Source organism: Neolewinella antarctica, from assembly GCF_011927835.1.
Classification (GTDB): domain Bacteria; phylum Bacteroidota; class Bacteroidia; order Chitinophagales; family Saprospiraceae; genus Neolewinella; species Neolewinella antarctica.
On record NZ_JAATJH010000001.1, the window covers coordinates 242348 to 262189 of the forward strand.

The 19842-nt window shown below is 56.4% G+C and carries 15 protein-coding genes; 11 read left to right on the plus strand and 4 right to left on the minus strand.

The window, feature by feature from the left end; all coding sequences use genetic code 11:
- Window positions 1-76 precede the first annotated feature (76 nt).
- From selD to pncA, 8 genes are all read left to right on the plus strand, one after another.
- Entirely contained in the window at window positions 77-1111 is a 1035-nt protein-coding gene (gene selD, locus GGR27_RS00990; protein WP_168035534.1) for a selenide, water dikinase SelD, read from the plus strand.
- A 120-nt stretch (window positions 1112-1231) separates the two neighbouring features.
- Window positions 1232-2839, plus strand: a complete 1608-nt coding sequence (locus GGR27_RS00995) for an FAD-dependent oxidoreductase (protein ID WP_168035535.1) — start codon at window positions 1232-1234, stop codon at window positions 2837-2839.
- A 124-nt stretch (window positions 2840-2963) separates the two neighbouring features.
- Window positions 2964-5345 (plus strand): endonuclease MutS2, encoded by a 2382-nt coding sequence (locus GGR27_RS01000; RefSeq protein ID WP_168035536.1) that lies wholly within the window; start codon window positions 2964-2966, stop codon window positions 5343-5345.
- A 256-nt stretch (window positions 5346-5601) separates the two neighbouring features.
- Window positions 5602-8076, plus strand: coding sequence for a carboxypeptidase regulatory-like domain-containing protein (locus GGR27_RS01005; protein WP_168035537.1), 2475 nt, complete (start codon window positions 5602-5604; stop codon window positions 8074-8076).
- 206 nt (window positions 8077-8282) lie between these two features.
- Entirely contained in the window at window positions 8283-9251 is a 969-nt protein-coding gene (locus GGR27_RS01010; protein WP_168035538.1) for a threonine/serine dehydratase, read from the plus strand.
- A 51-nt stretch (window positions 9252-9302) separates the two neighbouring features.
- A complete protein-coding gene (locus tag GGR27_RS01015; RefSeq protein ID WP_168035539.1) occupies window positions 9303-11837 on the plus strand; it encodes an SDR family NAD(P)-dependent oxidoreductase in 2535 nt (844 codons plus the stop codon).
- Between the two features lie 11 nt (window positions 11838-11848).
- Window positions 11849-12475: a dTMP kinase gene (tmk, locus tag GGR27_RS01020; protein ID WP_168035540.1), complete on the plus strand. Its 627-nt coding sequence runs from the start codon at window positions 11849-11851 to the stop codon at window positions 12473-12475.
- A gap of 243 nt (window positions 12476-12718) precedes the next feature.
- Window positions 12719-13345, plus strand: coding sequence for a bifunctional nicotinamidase/pyrazinamidase (gene pncA, locus GGR27_RS01025; RefSeq protein WP_168035541.1), 627 nt, complete (start codon window positions 12719-12721; stop codon window positions 13343-13345).
- Between the two features lie 171 nt (window positions 13346-13516).
- On the opposite strand, the gene GGR27_RS01030 is transcribed toward pncA, so the two are convergent.
- Complete coding sequence (locus GGR27_RS01030; RefSeq protein WP_168035542.1) at window positions 13517-14176, minus strand: YggS family pyridoxal phosphate-dependent enzyme; 660 nt, start codon at window positions 14174-14176, stop codon at window positions 13517-13519.
- 132 nt (window positions 14177-14308) lie between these two features.
- On the opposite strand from GGR27_RS01030, the gene GGR27_RS01035 reads away from it, so the two are divergent.
- Window positions 14309-14494, plus strand: a complete 186-nt coding sequence (locus GGR27_RS01035) for a hypothetical protein (protein ID WP_168035543.1) — start codon at window positions 14309-14311, stop codon at window positions 14492-14494.
- A gap of 102 nt (window positions 14495-14596) precedes the next feature.
- Here the strand turns inward: GGR27_RS01035 and GGR27_RS01040 are convergent, their stop codons facing one another.
- Genes GGR27_RS01040 through accD form a run of 3 tightly spaced genes read right to left on the minus strand, consistent with a single transcriptional unit; the run spans window position 14597 to window position 17123 of the window.
- Window positions 14597-15253, minus strand: a complete 657-nt coding sequence (locus GGR27_RS01040; protein ID WP_209037843.1) for an FKBP-type peptidyl-prolyl cis-trans isomerase — start codon at window positions 15251-15253, stop codon at window positions 14597-14599.
- Between the two features lie 12 nt (window positions 15254-15265).
- Entirely contained in the window at window positions 15266-16273 is a 1008-nt protein-coding gene (locus tag GGR27_RS01045; protein ID WP_168035544.1) for a hypothetical protein, read from the minus strand.
- Window positions 16266-17123 carry an acetyl-CoA carboxylase, carboxyltransferase subunit beta gene (gene accD / locus GGR27_RS01050; RefSeq protein ID WP_168035545.1) on the minus strand — a complete coding sequence of 286 codons (858 nt, stop codon included), beginning with the start codon at window positions 17121-17123 and terminating at the stop codon, window positions 16266-16268. The genes GGR27_RS01045 and accD overlap by 8 nt, the downstream gene beginning before the upstream one ends.
- Window positions 17124-17377: 254 nt before the next feature.
- Here accD and GGR27_RS01055 point away from each other — a divergent pair, with 254 nt between their 5' ends.
- Together GGR27_RS01055 and GGR27_RS01060 are read left to right on the plus strand one after the other, a co-directional pair.
- Window positions 17378-18274 carry an OmpA/MotB family protein gene (locus tag GGR27_RS01055; protein WP_168035546.1) on the plus strand — a complete coding sequence of 299 codons (897 nt, stop codon included), beginning with the start codon at window positions 17378-17380 and terminating at the stop codon, window positions 18272-18274.
- 118 nt (window positions 18275-18392) lie between these two features.
- Window positions 18393-19319, plus strand: coding sequence for a methyltransferase domain-containing protein (locus GGR27_RS01060; protein ID WP_168035547.1), 927 nt, complete (start codon window positions 18393-18395; stop codon window positions 19317-19319).
- Window positions 19320-19842: the final 523 nt, after the last annotated feature.

The window sequence follows — 19842 nt, forward strand, 5'->3', positions numbered from 1 at the left end:
TGCCCTCAACCTTTACGTGGGCCACTTGTCGCTCTGATACATAACTTGCCCCAAACCAGAAAAGCCAAGCCCAACCATGTCGATCAAACTAACCGAATACTCCCACGGCGCCGGCTGCGGCTGTAAAATTGCCCCCGCCGTGCTCGACCGGATCCTCGCCCAGACTGCAGCAGGACCGGCGTGTCCGGACCTCCTCGTCGGTAACGTACAGCGCGACGACGCCGCCGTGTTCGACCTCGGCGACGGGACGGCCATCATTTCCACCACCGACTTTTTCATGCCCATCGTCGATGATCCGCTCACGTTCGGCAAAATTGCCGCCACCAACGCCATCAGCGACGTCTACGCCATGGGCGGCACGCCAATGATGGCCATCGCGATCCTGGGGTGGCCGATCAACGAATTGTCGCCCGAAGTGGCCGGCCGGGTCGTCGAAGGCGGGCGGCAGGCTTGCGAAGCGGCGGGCATTCCGCTGGCCGGTGGCCACAGCATCGACAGTCCGGAACCGATCTTCGGGCTGGCGGTAACCGGGCGGGTACAAACTAAATTCTTAAAGAAAAACGGTGGCGCGCACGTCAGCGACCAGTTATTTTTGACCAAGCCACTGGGCGTCGGTATTCTGAGCACCGCGCAAAAGCAAAAGAAGCTTAAACCCGAGCACGCTCACCTGGCCGTCGAGCAGATGACGCAGCTTAACGTGGTCGGGCAGCACATTGGTCCGGTCGACTACGTCCACGCCATGACGGACGTGACTGGCTTCGGCCTCCTCGGCCACCTCACCGAGATGTGTAAGGCCAGTAACACCCGGGCGGTTATCCGGATGCGGGACGTGCCGCTGATCGACGCCGCCATCCTCGATCACTATCTGGACGCAGGCTGCGTCCCCGGTGGGACGAAGCGTAATCTAGCGAGCTACGGCCACGGCGTCGCGGCCAGCAACGACCGCGAGCGGTACCTGCTCGCCGACCCCCAGACCAGTGGCGGGCTTTTGTGCGCGGTTGCGCCGGATCACGTGGACGACTTCAAGGCCTTGTGCAAATCTCACGGTCACGTGCTCGAGGCTTTTGGTGAGATGGTAAGGGAAGGTGCGGACCTGATCTCGGTGGTCTGATCTTCCGGGGCTGGTTTTGTAGCCGGGCCGAACCAATCCTAACAAAATGTATTAACGTAACGGGCCGTGCGCAGCCAGCGTGTCGCCTCTTCCTCTACCATTCAGCTACCCACCTTCCCCATGACTCAAGTATTCCAACTCAGCAACCTGCCTACGGGCCACACCCACCAACTCGACCACGGAGAATTCAAAGTGCTCCTGACCAACGTCGGCGGCGAGGTGTACGCCGTAGAATCCAAGTGCTCTCACTACGCCCTGCCGCTGGAAAACGCCGCACTGTGCGAGCACCGCCTGCGTTGCCCGTTCCACCACGCCTGTTTCGACGTTCGCACCGGGGCTCAGCTAGAAGCACCCGGTCTCGACGGCATCGCAACGTTTAAAGTAGAAGTCCGGGACGGAGACATTTTCGTAGCCGACCAACCAAACCCCGCTCCTTCCCTAGACACGGCATCCCGACAAAGTACGGGACTAGGTAGTGGCCAGCCCGCGACCGCGACCGCGCCCGCCGAAAAAACGACCGAGCACTTCACCTACGCCATCGTCGGGGGTGGCATTGCCGCGGCCAACGCCGTCTACGGAATCCGCGAGCACGACCGGGAGGGTAGCATCGTGATGATCACCAGCGAAGACTTGCCGCCCTACGACCGCACGAAAGTGAGCAAGGCACTGCTGAGTGGCGACGCCAACGTCCCCGACTTACCCCTGCACGGAGAAGCTTTTTACGAAAAGCACGGCGTGACGCTCCTGGAAAAAACAACGGCGGAAACGGTTAACGTGCACGACAAAACGATCAAAATTGCTGACCGGACCATTAGCTACGACAAAGTATTACTGGCCACCGGCGCCAAACCCCGCAAGCTCGATATCCCCGGCGCAAAGCTTGGCAATACCTACACCATTCGCGATGCGCGGGATGGACGCCGAATCCGTGAGCAGGTCAAAAAGGGTACCCGCGTGGTCGTCATCGGTGGCTCGTTCATCGGGCTGGAAACCGCGATGAGCCTCGGTAAGAAGGGCGGTAAAATCACCGTCATTAGCCCCGAAGAAGTGTTGTTCGAAAAAGTATTTGGCGAGCAGGTCGGCAAGTACGTACAGGCACTCCACGAAGAGAAGGGCGTAACCTTTGAGTTGGGCACCAAAGCAACCGAGCTCCAGGGCAAGGGGAGCGTGAACGCCGTCATCTTGGATAACGGTAAACGCATCAAGACGGACATCGTGGTGGTGGGCATCGGCGTAATTCCGGCAACCAGCTACCTCGAAGGTCTGGCGTCGAACGACGACGGGGGCATCTCCGTAGACAATCACCTGGCCGCCAACACCGGCGGCGCGTGGGTCGCTGGCGACATCGCTCAGTACCCCGGCCGCAACGGGGCCGTCCGCATCGAGCACTGGAAGGTGGCCGCCCAGCAGGGTAGGGTAGCGGGCAGAAACATGGCCGGGCACGCCGAGCCGTACACTGCTTTACCTTTCTTTTGGAGTAACCAGCAGGGCACGAATTTCCGGTATGTAGGGCACGCGGAAAAGTTTGACGAGATTATCTTTGACGGCACGCCCGGCGAGGGACCGTTTCTGGCGTACTATTTGAACGGTGGTGAACTGCTGGCGGTACTCGGGGTCAAGCGCGATGCCGACCTGGCCATCATCGGCGAGGCCATGGAAGCCGGTTCACTGCCTCCGAATGATCAATTGGTCGGATTTACGTGGCCTGAATTGCTGACCACGGCATAAGCGCTTTCGGGACGGCGAACGTCCCATTCACGAGGAACTAAACGGCTCGTCGCCGGGTTAGTATTCTCTTACTGCCGGCGGCTGCCGTCCGTCGGCAAGCAACTACCGAATCACCAACTGGAGCATGATATTACTGCCGCGCGACACCTACGAGAAACTCGAATTCGACAAGATCCTCGAACTGGTAGAAGCAAACTGTAACGGCGAAATTGGTCGCGCAATCGTGCGCAACCTCGAGCCGAGTACGAAGTTCCGCGAGGTCAGTCGCTGGCTGGACGAAGTAGCTGAGTTCCGCCGGGGGAGTGACGATCGGAACATGTTTTCCATCGGCGCCTACGACGACGTGGAAGAGGAGATGAAGATGCTCCGCGTGGAGGGGTACGTACTCAGCGAGTCCGGGCTAGCAAAACTCAACGTGTTGCTGTTGCAAGCGAAAGGGATATTTAAGTATTTCGAGAGCAGTAGTCAACGGCAGACGCACCCGACGCTGTACGCCATTCTCCGGGAGGTCGACTACCAGCACGAGCTGTCCGCCGCCATTGAGCGGGTGATCGATGCGGACGGGAAGATTCGCTCGGATGCTTCGGAAGAGCTGTCGCGGATTCGCCGCCTGATCGGTAGTAAGCAGCGGGAGGTAGAGAAGACTTTCCGGCAGGTCATCGAGAAATATAAGCGCGCCGGTTACCTGTCCGATACCGTAGAAAGTATGCGAAACGGCCGCCGGGTGCTGACCGTCCCGTCGGAGAATAAGCGGAAAATTCGGGGCATCATCCACGATGAATCGGCCACGGGAAAAACCGCTTACATCGAGCCGAACGAAGTTATCGGGATCAATAATGACATCTTCGACTTTCAACAGGAGGAAAAGCGGGAGATCAACCGCATCCTGCGGGATCTCTCCGCTACCCTGCGACCGTTCGTCGACAACATCCAGACGTACCAGGACCTGATTGCTTACTTAGACGTAGTGCAGGCTAAGGCTAAGTTGGCTAAGGAGTTGAAGGCGGAGCGGCCCAAGGTCGACCCCAAACCGAAAATTGGTATTCAGGAAGGGCGCCACCCCACATTATATTTAAAGAATCGCCAGTACGGAAAAAAGACGGTGCCCTTTAGTTTGCGCCTGTCCGGCAATAGCAGAATCCTGATGCTTTCCGGACCGAACGCCGGTGGTAAGTCGATTACGATGAAAGCCGTGGGGTTGATCCAGTTGATGATGCAGTGCGGCATGCTTGTGCCGGTAGACGCGGAATCGGAGATGGGTATCTTCAAAAAAATATTTGCCGACATTGGCGACCAGCAGAGTATCGAGGATGATTTGTCTACTTACTCGTCGAGACTGAAGAACGCTAAGGAATTCCTGGCCGCCGCGGACGACTCATCTCTGGTGCTAATCGATGAATTCGGCTCGGGTACCGACCCAACTTCCGGTGGGGCCATCGCCGAAGGGGTACTAGATGGTCTGAATTACCGCAAAGTATTCGGCCTCATCACTACTCACTATTCGAACCTGAAAATATATTCCTACAAGACGAAAGGAATCCTGAACGGCGGTATGCACTTCGACACCGAGTCGCTGGACCCAACGTACGAGCTCAAGATCGGTCGCCCCGGTTCCAGTTATGCGTTCGAGATTGCGCACAAATCCGGACTGCCCAAGCGCGTCCTCGACTACGCACGCAAGCGTGCCGGTAAAAATGACCGGGCCGTCGATCAGCTTTTGGTGGACCTCCAGAAGGAGAAAGCTGAATCCGAAGAACTGATCGCCGATTTGGGGCAAAAGCAGAAGACCCTCGATGCCCTGACGCGTACGTACGAAGAGCTCCACCGCAACATGGAAGTCCGGCGTAAGCGACTAAAGCTCGAAGCAAAGGAGCAGGCGCTGGCCGAAACGGCCAAGTACAACAAGGAGATGGAGAACCTGATCCGGGAACTGCGAGAGGACAAAAAGATCGAAGAGGCGAAGATCAAGGCTAAGCAGCTACGCGAGAAACGGGAGGTGGTCGGCAAGCAGGTAACCGACCTACGGGAAGAAATATACTACGCCCCATCGCTGAAGCCAGAAGAACCGATTAAGGAAGGAGATTACGTACGCCTGAGAACGGGCGGCGCGACGGGGCAGGTCGAGCGGCTCGACCGCAAGTCCGCTACCGTCATCGTGGGTGGTCTACGCCTGCAAGTGAAGGTCCGTGATCTCGAGCCCGCCCGCGATCAACTTACCGTGCGCCGCGAAAAGAGCGTCACCAGCAATCTGAGTGCCGCCACGACTTTTTCCAATAAGCTCGACGTGCGCGGGATGCGCTTCGAGGAAGTACTGGCGACCACCGAAGCCTTCGTCGATAACGCGCTCATGGCCGACGCCGACCAACTGCGCATCGTGCACGGTAAAGGCACTGGAACCCTCCGCCGCGCGGTCCGCCAGAAGCTAGCCGAGTACAACCATAAATTTAGCGTCAGCCACCCACCGAAAGAAGCGGGTGGGGATGGGGTTACCATCGTAGATTTGTAACCAACCGCCAGTAGTAGCGCGGCGGCACGCGCGATTGCAATTATTGCGGTGGGCGAAAATATCCCGGAGGGTTAATTTCGCGACCGGACCGGGCGGCGGCCAGGCAGTTTATTGGTTGAACGTCTACCGCCCTGACGACCCCCTTGGCTTACTACCGCAAACCCAACATACCTTTAAAATTGCACGTTACCCCCAAGCGCACGACCTTCCGTCCATTCCCGCTACGTGCGCCAGTAACAACTCACACAACCACACTATGAAGCATATTCTATCCACACTATTTTTTCTGTGCTTGATCGCCACTTCACTGCCACTGGCCGCCCAATTCCGCCGGGAACGAAACACCGCTAGTAAGGAATACGAACTAAAGGCCTTTAATCTCGCCATCGAGAACTACAAAAAGGCACTGGCACGGCGACCGAGTGACTTAGAGTCCCTCAGCCGCATCGCCGACTCCTACCGGATGCTCAACCAAATGCAAACGGCCCACGATTATTACCAACAAGCCGTCCGCGACAAGAAAGTGGAAGCCAACACCGTCCTCGAACACGCCCACGTGCTGAAGGCGCTCTCCCGCTACGACGAAGCAAAGCAGTGGTATTTACTCTACGCACGTGATTACGACGTAGTGGTCGGTAATCACTACGCCCAGAGTTGTGATTTTGCCAAAGCGCAGTCGGGGGTAGACGCTGGCTTTACCAACCAGTCCGTAGCCGTTAATTCGCCGACGAGCGATTTTGGTGCTACCATGCCTTCCCCCCAGCAGTTGGTCTTCAATTCCGCCCGGACCCCGGCCGGAACGGCCTTCGACGGCCGCGCAAAGAACTCCCCGTACGTAGCCTCCATCGGCCCCGACGGCGCTTTGACCCGGGCGTTCGCGCTCGTTACCGGATACAACGACCCCAGCGGCAACATCGGCCCGGTGAGTTATACCCCCGACGGCCGTGAGGTAGTCTTTACCCGCAATAATTTCATCGCCGGCACCCGGATGATTCCCGAAGCCGGGATCAATATGACCCTCATGATCGCCGACGTAAACGACCAGGGTGGATGGAGCAACGCACGACCTTTGCCCTTCAACGGCACCGACTTTAGCAGTGGCTTCGGATCTTTTGGCGCCGACGGTAACAGCATCTACTTCTCTTCCGACCGCCCCCAGGGGTACGGGGGTTACGATATTTACCGCGTGCGCCGCCAGGGAGAAAGCTGGGAGTCCGTGCCGGAAAACCTCGGCACCGTCGTCAATACGAGTGGCCACGAAATAACCCCGTCTTTCGATGGTGCCTCACTATTCTTCTCGTCTAACTGGCACCACGGCCTGGGTACTTACGACGTATTTCGCGCGGAAGTCTCCGCGGGTCGCCCCACCGCGCTCTTTCACATGGGGGCCGGGATTAACTCGGACCGGGACGATCTCGGTTTCGTCTACGACCCCGTCAGCGCAACCGGTTACGTAACGTCTAACCGCATCGGTGGGAGTGGTATGGAGGATGTTTACCGCATCGCCCGCAAGTCAGACAGCAAACGCCTGCTCGTGCAGTCATCGCGGGACGGTAGCTACCTAGCGAACGTAGCCATCGACTTTACCGCCTGCGGCGGACAAGTGTACGCGACGGATGAGAACGGAAAGTACGTGTTCGAAGGAATCGACGGTCTGGATTGTGAGGTTGTCATCAGTAAGCAAGGGTACACGCCCGTTCGTTTGCCGATCAAGAACATGCAGGTCGGAACGGACAATGAAGTACGTATTGCGCTCGAGCCCACTGATTCGGAGATAATCACTGGCGGCTTTTCCGGCCCCGATACCGATACGCCCGTCCCAGGCGGACCAACGCCTCCGGGCACTTACCGCGGCATGGTTGTGAACGCGCAATCGGGTTACCCGATCCCCATGGCCAACATCAAACTGACCCAGCGTAATTCGGGCGCGTCGGCCAACGTCTACACCAACGTTGACGGAGCCTACATTCTCGCGCTGGAACCGAGCACGACTTACGACTTGCAAATTAGCGCGGACGGTTTCACCAGCGTCGGTTTCCCCATCATCAATCGGGACGGTAGCGACCGTAACCTGCTCGGTACCGTAACGCTGTTACCCGGCCAGTCCGTAACCGCCACGGTTAGCCAGCCAACCACTACGGTGCCAACGACCACGACCACACCAACGAATGCGGGTGAAGCTACTCCGGCAAACACCACGTCGGGTTATAGCGTCCAAGTAGCCAGCGTACGCGCCCGGCCTGACCTAAGTCGCTACGGAAATCTCAATAATTTTGGTCGGGTGTACGAAGTCAATACCGGTTCCGCCTACAAGGTGCGCCTGGGTGTCTTCGGCACGCGTGCCGAAGCTGAATCGGCGGCCAAAAATGCCCTCAATGCGGGTTACACTGGTGCGTTTGTCGTCAGTGATTCCGGCGCCGCTACGTCGGGCTCGACCGGGCCTGACTACGCACCCCCGGCGACTAACGCTTCCACAACTCAATCTTCGACCAGTGGTCGGTATAAGGTCCAGTTGGGTGCATTCGGTCAACCCCAAAACTTCAATCGCGCAAAAGCTGCCAGCCTGGGTAGCGTAGAAACGAAGATGCGGGGCAACCTGACCCTCTTCATGGTTGGCGGCATCACTTCCGTTGCTGACGCGCAGCGCATCAAGGCGAGTGCCCGCTCCATGGGTTACGACGGTGCCTTTATCCTCGAGGAGGTTAACGGCCAGTTGGTCAAGCTTCGGTAGCCGCCACGTCAACCCCCGTCGGCCGCCCCGAATGTCCACGCGTGACGTTCGGGGCGGTTGTCGTGATGGGAGATTGTTAGCACGTATATCACGGCGGTTTCGGGTAGCCAACGGGGCACGTAGGGCTGGCCTCAGAAAATATTCGTAATGACCGGTATGCGTGGGTTCAGTAGACCGGAATTACGATGATTTCTTAGCTTTGTCGCATGACCGAACTGAGCCCTTTGCTGCAAGCCCCCAACCAGGCCGACCTTTTGCTGACGCACGAAGCCATTCAGCCGTTCATCCACCGCACGCCGGTGCTGACGTGTACCGGGCTGGACGAGTTAGCCGGGTGCCAATTATTCTTTAAATGCGAGAATTTTCAGAAAATCGGCGCCTTCAAAATGCGCGGAGCCGCCTCGGCGGCGCTGCGCTTTTCGGCGGAGGAACGAAGTAATGGCCTGGCTACCCACAGCTCAGGCAACCACGCCCAGGCGGTGGCGCGGACGGCACAAAAATTGGGCGTTCCGGCCTACATCGTGATGCCCCACGACGCGCCAAAAGTCAAAATTGCGGCGGTCCAGGACTACGGTGCTACGGTTTCGTTCTGCAACAATACGCCAGCGGAGCGGCAGGCGGCCCTCGACAAGATCGTCGTGAAGACCGGCGCGGCCTTCATCCACCCGTTCAACGACTGGGGCGTGGTGGCCGGTCAGGCTACCGCGGCGCTGGAGCTCATCAACGACACCAAACGGGTCCTCAACCTGATCCTTACCCCGGTTGGGGGCGGTGGCTTGCTGGCCGGATCGGCGCTGGCCGCGAGGTATTTTAGCATGGAGGCAACGGTGTGGGGTGCGGAGCCGCGTAACGTGGACGACGCGGCACGGTCGCTCGTGAGTGGCCGCATCGAGGAAAACGTGGATAACCGCACGGTCGCCGACGGCCTACGGACTAACCTGGGTGACAAAACATTCTCGGTAATTCACCGGTACGTACCCAAGATCCTGGTGGTGTCGGAGGAAGAAATCATCGCCGCGATGCGCCACGTGTGGGAACGCATGAAAATCATCATCGAGCCGAGCTGCGCGGTACCCTTCGCGGCCGTGTTGCGCTATCCTGAACTTTTCGCCGGGCTTAACGTCGGTATCATTCTGACGGGAGGAAATGTGGACGTCGACCACCTGCCGTTCTAGTTCGCACTTCGCCGTCACGCCATATTACAGCTAACCTTTTTACCTTACGTCATGCGCTCAATTGCCCTTGCCTACGCCTTCGATGACCAACCGGTTGCCCAACAAATAGCCGAAGATATTGCTAGCCACGTCAACGTAGATTTTTACGGCGTCGAGGCCGGGACCGGTCAGTCGACGCTTGCCAGTACCTTAGGTGAGTACGACGGAACCCTGGTCGTGCTGGTTAGCGAGCATTTTTTGCAGGATGAGAACTGTTTGTTCCGGGTGGGTACGGCGCTGCTGGGCCGCCAAAATGTGCTCTTCGTGTACGTCGAGACCCAGCGCTACGACGAAACCCGGGAAGAAATCATCAGTGTTGGCGTCGACCTGACGGACCTAGCCAGTCAGGATAAATTCATCACCTACTGGAACACTAAACATCAATCGTTACTGGAACTGACGGAGAACGTTAACGTAGAACAAAACGACGCATTCCGTAGGTACATCGACCGGGTGGGGGACGTGCGGGAACAGATTGCCGCCGTTTTGCCCCGGCTTGCGGCGATCCCCCGCACCGACTTAGCGGCACTGGAACGGAACGATTACGCAGTGCTTTTCGGGGTACTCGCCGCCCCCGACGTTCACCGTGATTTTGGTGAGGGACGAAACGCGTTGCTGGCAAACATTCCTGGTGTGGGCCTGATCGGTTCGCAAAGTGGTTTGGAAAAGACGGGCGCGGCCGCAGGTGCAGAGTTGTTTAGAGAAACAGGCCCCATTGAGGACCGGGAAGAAGAGCAAAATACCACCCGGCTGGAGTTGATCGACGACCTGGTCAGAGAAACCGAAAGTTGGGACGAAACTGAGCTAGCGCCCCCAACAAAAGCTAATCAATCCACCGTACAGGATAAATTAGATACCGAAGTAGTCGACGCGGATGCGGAAGCTGCGGCGTGGATCACCCGCGCCTGGTCGCTCTACGACGAGGGCGCGGCGGAAACCGGGCTGGAGCTACTGGCCGGGGGAAAAGAAGCTTTGCCCGACCACCCGGACCTGGCGTACAATTACGCCCTCATGCTCGCCTTAGACACCGAAGTGCCGGAAGTCGCGCTGCTGGAAATCCATAAGCTGCTCGACGAATTTCACGATCACGCCGCGGCCCTCTTCCTGAGCGGAGAGTTATCCGTTCTCGCGGGAGATTACGACGGTGCTAACCTCGACTGGATACAACTCAGCGAAGTCGATCCGCTCTACCCGGATTTAAATTACCGACTAGGGACGCTCATCAGCGAACGCTTTCCGGCCCGCGCGGGCGAAGCACTGACTTACCTCCGCCGGGCCTCGCGGGATGAGCCGGCCAACGGGGATGCTCGCTACCGGTACGCAATGCTGCTACACAAGCACCTCGGCCGCGACAAGAAAGCCATCAAGTGGCTCAAACGGGCGGTCGACGTCAGCCCGGACCACGCGGCGGCGTATTACGCCCTCGCCGTCCTCACCCACGGAAAAGGAAAACTTGCCGCCGCCCGTAATTTTTACCGCACTGCGATCCACCTGGAGCCAGCCTACGCTACGGATACCAACAAGGCCGCCTTCGCGCAAATTATGCAGGCCAAAGCGGATACTTCCGCCCGCGAAGAGAAGGCGCTACGTCGGATGCAGGCGAGAATCGAAGAGCTACAGACTGCGTTGGCCAGCAGGAATAATCCCGCCGTAGTCAGCCCGACCGAACCTGCTAATCAACCCGTCTCAAATCCAAAAAACCCGGCACCCGCGACCGCGCAAACTGCTTTGGACACATCAAAACCTACGCAAAAGCCGGGGAAAGGCAAAATTGCGTTCATCTCCGGCGCCACTTCCGGCATCGGCCGTGCCACGGCTTACGCACTCGCCGCGGATGGTTACGACATGATACTGCTGGCGCGTAGGGAAGAACGGCTGCAATCGCTGCGCAAAGAATTCATCGCTAATTTCGGTATCGATTGCCTCACCATCGCCGCGGACGTGCGTGACCGCGCCACCGTCAAGTCGGCGATCGCAAATCTCCCGGACCCCTGGAAAAAGATCGATATCCTCCTCAACAACGCCGGGAAAGCGAAAGGATTCGACCCCATCGACCGGGGTGATTATGACCACTGGGACGAGATGATCGACGTTAACCTGAAGGGATTACTGACGCTGACGCGAGAAATATCACCGCTGATGGTCGCGCGCAAAACGGGCACGATCGTCAACGTTTGCAGCACGGCGGGTAAGGAAGTGTACCCTAAAGGCAACGTGTACTGCGCCACCAAGCACGCCGTTGACGCGCTGACCTACGCCATGCGGTTGGATTTGGTCGAGCACGGCATCAGGGTCGGTCAGATTTGCCCGGCACACGTGGAGGAAACGGAATTTGCCGTCGTGAGATTCGACGGTAATGAGGAACGGGCGCAGATTTACGAGGGTTACCAGCCACTTCGTTCGTGCGACGTGGCCGAAGCCGTCCGGTTCATGCTCAACCAGCCCGCCCACGTCAACATTATGGACGTCGTGCTCCAGGGTACCCAGCAGGCTAGTTCGACGGTGGTGGACCGGAGCGGGCGGGAGAAATTTGCGCCGCGAGATTAAATATAATTTACATGAGCAGACCCTTATTCATCGTCGTCGAGGGACTCGACGGTAGCGGAAAAACAACGCAATTAGACTTGCTGAAGGACCAGTTGCAGGGACTCGGGCAGGCATGCTACGTCACGGCGGAACCGACCGAACTGCCCACGGGGAAGTTCCTGCGGTCCATCATGCGGGGGGAGGTTAGCGCCGACAACCGAACCATCGCCGCGCTGTACGCCGCCGACCGGTTGGAACACCTGTTTCACCCCGAAGAGGGCATCCTGGCCAAGTTGGCGGCGGGCTACCACGTCATCTCGAGCCGCTATTACTTTTCTAGTTTGGCGTACCAGTCAGAGCTGGCCGACCCCAACTGGATTGCCTCCCTAAACATGATGGCCAAACGCACGCTGCCGGCCGACCTGACTTTATTTCTCGACCTCACGCCCGAGGAAAGCTTGGCCCGGATAAGCGGGCGGGGGGAGCAAGCTGAAATCTACGAGAACAGGGAAAAGCTGGTGCAGGTCAGGGAAGGATTTCACCTCGCTTTTCAGCACTTCGGGGAGGGGGAACGCATCCGCCCGGTTAACGCCGCCGGCACCGTAGCCGAAGTGGCCGACGCCGTTTGGTCGGAAGTAATTGCCTTGTTGGAAGAATAGGGGAGAGGTAACGCGGTTAGGGCAAACGCAGCAAACTGCGTAAGCTGCATTCTTGATATGCGATTAGCTGCGCTGCTGCCTCCGGCCGTTTGCTACCGCACATGACAGTTCACTGCGCTCGTTTAAAGAGCAAATAAATAATCTGCTGACAAATCAATTTTGATGCGTTGCCCTGTTAATGCGGTGGCACTCTTTGTGACGGCACCCCAGTCACCGTATCTTTGCTTAAAAAATAAGCTAACTATGTTTTCAGACAACGTTGCGCTGATCTGGGTTGACCTGCAGGTTGACTTTATGCCTACGGGCATGTTGCCGGTTGTCGAAGCGGACCGAGTTATTCCCCTGGCAAATGCGTACGGCAGAAACTACCGAACGGTCGTCGCGACGCAAGACTGGCACCCCGCGACCCACGGTAGTTTTGCCGCAAACCACCCGTGGCGCCGACCGGGGCAGGTGATTGATCTGAACGGACTGTCGCAGGTGCTCTGGCCGATTCACTGCGTGCAGCACACCTGGGGTGCAGAGTTCGTCGCGAGTTTAGAAACCGAATTGATCACCGAAATCTTCCGGAAGGGTACTGATCCCGAAATCGACAGCTACAGCGGCTTTTTCGATAATGGGCATCGGAAGAGTACCGGCCTGGCGGAGTGGCTGCGGCAGCGCGGCGTCGATACCGTCCACGTGCTGGGCGTCGCTACCGACTACTGCGTAAAATTTACGGTCCTGGATGCAATTGGGGAGGGATTCAACGTAAGCCTCCTCGCAGATGCGTGCCGTGGGGTGGATTTAGTGGCGGGGGACGTCGATGAAGCAGTGGCCGAAATGTTGGAGGCCGGTGCGGAAATTGTTGCCGGTGAGCGTGCCGCCTGACGGAATAGCGTAATGCCTGGTCGCACTGGACCATTGCGAATGTATTTCAAATAGCCCGGGCAAACTGATTTTTGGAAGAATTAAGACCGTCGACCTAAGTGGTGCTTTTTATTTCTTTATTGAATTTGGGCGTATTACGGGGGTACGCTCAAAATAGCTATTTCGAATGCCTCAATTGAAAAGCAGACTACCAACGCGCACCATCGTGCTGCCACGTTGGAGGGCGATGGGATAATCTCCCGACATACCCATGCTGAGCGTAGCGAAGTCTTTTTGCTCGGAGAAATGCTTGTTCTTAAGAAAGGTAAAAGCTTCGTGCAGGGCATTAAATTCTCCGGCGATTTGCTCGTCGACGTCCGTGTAAGTAGCCATGCCCATTACTCCGGAAATTAGTACGTTCGGTAGTTCTTTTAAATTAAGTTCGCTTAAGACTGCCGCTGGGTGCGCGGGGTCGAGCCCGTATTTACTGGCTTCGTCGGCGATGTGGTACTGTAGGAGAACGGGAACGATCCGGCCGTCTTTGGCCGCATCTTTGTTGATTTGCCGGATTAGGCGGGGTGAATCCCCGGCGTGAATGAGGTGAATGAACGGAGTAATGCCACTGACTTTGTTACGCTGCAAATGACCCACGAAATGCCAGCGAATGTCGTTTGGCAAAGCTTCCCGTTTTTCTATTAGTTCGGGTACTCGATTCTCCCCGAAGTCCCGCTGGCCGAGCTCATACATTCGGCGAATATCCGCAATCGGGCGCTGCTTCGTGATGGCCACCAGGATGGCTTTAGCCTGCGTAACTTCTTCACGCACAGCTAAAAACATTTCTTCATTAAGCATATTAATAATTTATTTACTTACTTTGGGGTGAATTACACAATTAAATGCGGCGGTTGGTCCGTTCTCTCATTATTAAGACCAACCGAATCCGCCTACACTCGATACCGTCTTTTTAACAATCAAACTTTACTAATGACTTACTTAACTGAAAAAAATGACCGCCGGCACCGCAGAAATGCGCGCATGTTGACCGCTTTGATCACGCTTTCCATGTTTCTCGCCTTCGCTTACTTCGCCGGTGCCCTGGATGGCGTCATCCTCGACTACATGGGCCCCGCGGAAACGGTTGTCGTCGCCGGACCCGTTGCCTCGATTTAGCCTGGATAGCTTCGGCCACCGACGTGACCACACTAAAAGCCCGATTTCCAGTAACTTGGAAATCGGGCTTTTTAATTTTACCTAAGCTTGGGAGCGGCCAATTTACTTGACGTCAAAAAGCTCGACGTCAAAGATCAACGCCGCGTAGGGCGGAATTTTCGGTGCGGAACCCTGGGGCCCGTACGCGAGGTCGTAAGGAATGAAGAAGCGGTACTTCGCGCCTTCCTTCATCAGTTGAACGCCTTCGGTCCATCCCGGAATGACGCGGTTGAGGGGGAACTCGATCGTCTGGCCGCGCTCGACGGAACTGTCGAAGACCGTACCGTCGATGAGGGTGCCGTGGTAGTGTACCTCCACGGTTTCGGTGGCGGAGGGGCTGCCGCCGGTTCCTTCTTTCAGGATCTCGTACTGCAAGCCTGAGTCGGTCACTTTTACTTCCGAGCGCTTGGCGTTTTCGGCGAGAAAATCTTCACCATCCTTGCGGAGTTCTTTGCTGCCTTCTTCTTGCTTGTTTTTCATGTAGTCTTGAATGATGCTGTTGGCTTGATTGGGGTCGATGGCGTTGGTGCCGGCGATGCCTTCATCGAAGCCCTTGGCGAATTCGCCGGAGTCGATGCTGTCGAAGCCTTGTTGTTTTAGGTTTTGGGAGAGTACTACGCCGAGGGCGTAAGAAACGGAATCCATATTCGGTGGGTTATTTTGAGCGATTAATTGGCTCGTGACGAGGCATAAGAATACACCTGCTATTAAAATTTTCATGGTGGTTGATGATTAGTGGGTGATACGCTGAATGTAGTAGCCAACACCACTCAGGATTAAAATCATCGCCCCGGCAAAAAACAACGTAAAGGGAGCTTCGGGGTTGAGTGCGGTTACGCTTTCCCGGGAGAAAACGAGTAGTTCTTGGTTCAATTGTACTAACCCCGCACCCGCGTCCGCGCCGTATAAACCGAGGAAAAGTCCGCCAGCAAGAAGGGTAAATCCGATTGGAAAACCCAGGGCAAACACCCGTTCCGTCCGGCCCATTTTAGCGGACTTCAGCGATCGGTCGACAGCGCTCAGGTGAAGATGCCCGGCAAAGAAAATCACGAAAAATAGGCACAATCGGAACGGGCCGCTCGTCCAGAACCAGTAATCCACCAACTCGTGGCCACGCCAGGCCATTACCGCCAGCAGGAAAAGGCAGGGTACCAGTGCTGGTCGGATCATCAGCGACCATTCCGTTAGGTAAATGGGTAAGAACAAGCGTAATCCGCCGAAATACAGGATAAAACCTCCGGCAACGGTGGCCGTAAACAGGGTGGCCTGAAGACCGCCGAACAGGCTTGCCGTCGCCAGCACAACCGTTAAACAAAGCAGCGGAGTCAGGTAAGAACGTGGCGCAAAGGCCCGACCATAAATCGCCAGCGACAGGAGTGCCAACAGCAGCAAAGACAAATACCGAACCGAATTCGTCGCCTCGGCGGAACGCAACGCCAGGGCCAGGTAGCTATCCGGAAGGTCCGCTTGGGTCCGATCCGCTTTCCAGCGTACGTAAGTCGTTTTCCCGCCTTCGCTCAGGTAGTCGTAGAATTTTAACAGGCGCTGCACCGCGTCGTGAGCGGGTTCTTCGTGGGCGAATAACTGATGGTACTGGCTGGTGAGCAGGGTAGAGCCGTCGGAAATTTTGTATTCACCGTCTGCGTCCATGAGCTCAGCACTGAGCCAAACCCCAGTCGCATAATTACCTACGTTGGCGAGCGCGAAGCAGACCAGGATGCCCAGTAAGTGCCTAGGCATTTTTGCCGGTTGCGTCGAAAAGGTGCAGAAGGTCGCTGAGTCTCTCTTTAAGATCGGCGCGGTCGACGATAAAATCTAGAAAGCCATGTTCCATCAGAAATTCTGAGGTTTGAAAACCGACCGGGAGTTCTTTTTTGATGGTCTCCTTCACGACCCGGGGGCCGGCAAAAGCAATTAGTGCTTCGGGCTCGGCAAAATTTATGTCGCCCAGCATTGCGTAGCTGGCGGTGACGCCGCCGGTGGTCGGGTCGGTCATGAGGCTAAAGTAGGGGATGCCATCCTTCGCCAGTTGACTAAGCTTAACGCTGGTTTTGGCCATTTGCATCAGGCTGAAGGCAGCTTCCATCATGCGGGCACCACCGGTTTTGGAGATAATTAACAGGGGCGTCCGGGTCCTGCGGGCTTCGTCGATGGCGAAGGCAATCTTGTCGCCGACGACGCTGCCCATCGAACCACCGATGAAACTAAAATCCATACAGGCGATAATCATTTGCCGACGATTGACTTTACCCCGGGCGACCCGGATGGCGTCCGTCAACCCCGTTTTGTCCTTCGCTTCGGCCAGTCGTGATTTGTAAGACTTGAGGTCCGCAAAATCGAGCATGTCGACCGATTCCGTGTCTTTCATGAATTCTTCGAACTGACCGTCGAAAATGATTTCGAAGTACTCCTCCGAGCCAATCCGCTCGTGGTACTGGCAACTGGGGCACTTAGAAAAATTTTCGCGAACGTCCTTCATCGTCGAGGTCTCCGTGCAGCGCGGGCACTTGTACCACAAGCCCTGGGGCGTGTCCTTTTTGTTCCGCGTCGCCGTTTGAATACCGCTCGTAAGGCGTTTAAACCATCCCATGTGTAGAATTTAAGAACCGCAAAGATAAGTTAACGGGGGTTTAAAATGAGTATGCGCGGCCGCGGGTGCCGAGTGGTTACGAACGCTTACGCGTGCCGAGTTTACGTGCGTCAAAGCACCACCATCATATCTTAATTTTTAAGCATCCCTTAACAAAGCAAATCCGCGGACACCGAACATGCCAACGCGGCCGTCGTTTATGCCAGGTGAGCTCAGGCAATTGAGCCACACCACTCATTTTAACCAACACACAAATGCAGAAATTAATCCTCCTGGGCCTCGCTACGGTCCTTTCTTTTTCCTCCTGTATCAGTAAGAAAAAGTACGACATGCTCCAGACCGATCTGGACACCAAGCAAGAAGAAATTTCCAAACGCGACCTGGAGCTCAACCGCTACGCCGAGCGCCTAGCCGACTGTGAACGCCGCGAGGCTTCCCTCCAGGGCCGGGTAGATAACGTGCAAACCCAGGTTCAAATCCGTGAGGAGCAAATCCAGGATCTGAAGAAGCAGCGCGACCAATCCGTGCAGGCCGTCGGTGACCTTACCGTACTCAGCCAGGGCGCTAACAACAACATTGGCAATACGCTCAAGCAGCTCGAAGGAAAGGACAAGTACATCCGTCTGCTCCAAAACGCTAAGTCGAAGGCCGACTCCATCAACCTAGCACTGGCCGTTAACCTCAAGCAGGTCCTCCGCGACGGCATCGATGATGCTGACGTCGACATCAAGGTCGACAAGACCGTCGTGTACATCAACTTGTCTGACAAGATGCTCTACAAGTCCGGTAGCTACCAGATCACCGACCGCGCTGGCGAAGTACTGCAGAAGATCGCAACCATCGCTAAGAGCCGTCCGAATCTGGAGCTCATGGTAGAAGGCTACACCGACAACGACCCCATCAACAGCGCCTGTGTTAAGGACAACTGGGACCTTTCCGTTCTCCGGTCTACCTCCGTCGTAAAAGCACTACAGGAAACCTACGGTATCGATCCTAACCGCCTCATCGCGGCCGGTCGTGGTCAGTACAACACCCTCGCTAGCAATGCTACCGCCGAGGGAAAATCCACTAACCGCCGCACGCGGATTATCTTGCTGCCAAAGTTGAACGAGTTCTACGACTTGCTCGACCCGACCAAGATTCCTGAATAGCTTTGAGGTAACGTAAGCCTTGCTTACCGCACCAGTTCTCGATAAATTGGCAAAAGCTCCGAAACCCTTTCGGGGCTTTTGCTATTTTACCCCCCAATCTCCCAAAATTCTATCGTCCATGCGCCTGATGCAACACAAGCAGGAAGCCTACTGGTTTTACCGCTACTTGTCCATTTTTTACGACAAACTCGTTAACCCCCTTTTCTGGACGGCCCGAATGCGTGATAAGTCACTCGACATCGGCCACTGGGAGGATGGGGAGAATCTAAAGGTGATCGACGTGGGTTCCGGCACCGGTTTTACGACCGAAGGCATCGTTCAGCGCGTCCCCGCCGGCAACGTTACCTGCGTTGACCAGAGCCCCCACCAAATGGGCCACGCAAAAGTCAAGCCGGAGCTACGCGAATGTACCTTTCGGGAAGGCGATGCGGAAAACATTCCTTTCGCCGACGATACGTTCGACCGCTACGTTTCCGCCGGTTCCATCGAGTACTGGCCCGACCCCCAATTGGGCGTCAACGAATCCTACCGCGTTATCAAGCCCGGCGGTTGGGCGTTGCTGATCGGCCCCATCGAGCCCGTTAACCCCATCAGTAAATTTGCCGCTAATACGTGGATGCTCTTTCCGCCGGAAGAAGATTACCATGCCTACTACGAGGAAGCGGGCTTCGAGAATGTCCAGCATACCTACGTAGCACCGCACTGGCAGGAGAACGAGCGGTACGGCATCGCCATCATCGGTCAGAAGCCCAAGGCTGGAAAATCCCCGTCGACCTACCGCCCGGTCGCTCCCGAACAGAGCTTGGTTGACGCGAACCCCGAGGGTTTTGATCTCGGTCGCAATCTGTTGTTGGCGGGTCGTGTCCTACTTGGTTCTACGGCCGGCTTCATCTTCATTCCGATGGCATTACTAGCTTCCGTATCCGCACCGTTGCGGGGTATCGACGCCGAGCCGGAACCGTTGAACGACGAGCAGAAGGTTGTTCTGATTGGACTCGGCGTGGCGGCCGGGGCATGGGTGTTGCACCGGTTGTTCCGGCGGTAGGTGTTTTCGAGATTGTTGGTCTTTAACCGGTAACCTTCTCCCCCGACCCCTCTCCAGAAGAGGAGAGGGGAGAAACGCTATTCAGGGCGAACGCTCCAAATTGTGTAAGCTGCGTTTTCTGGTGGGCGATTTGCTGCGCTGTACTTCGTGCGCTTGACATTTGATTCTTTATTTAGCTACCGCATTGAGCAACTCACTGCGTTTGTTTTACGTGATTGTCACCTATTTGAGGGTAATAATTATTTTAGTGCGTTTGCCCTAAAAAATTTATTCGGTAGGAGGTAGTGTGGAAAAGGATCGATTATTTTATTGACCTCGTAAGTATCTGGACAATATTAAACGAACATTCTGTAACCCTCTCCCCCAACCCCTCTCCGAAGGCAGAGGGGAGCAAAGGCAGCTCGCTTCGCTCGTCAAAATGTCAAAATAATACTGTCCAAGTACTTAATGCAGTCAACTAGTCCTAACTATTTAAGTCATCATCCACTCCGACAATGAATCGTCCCTCCCCGCTGGGGAGGGA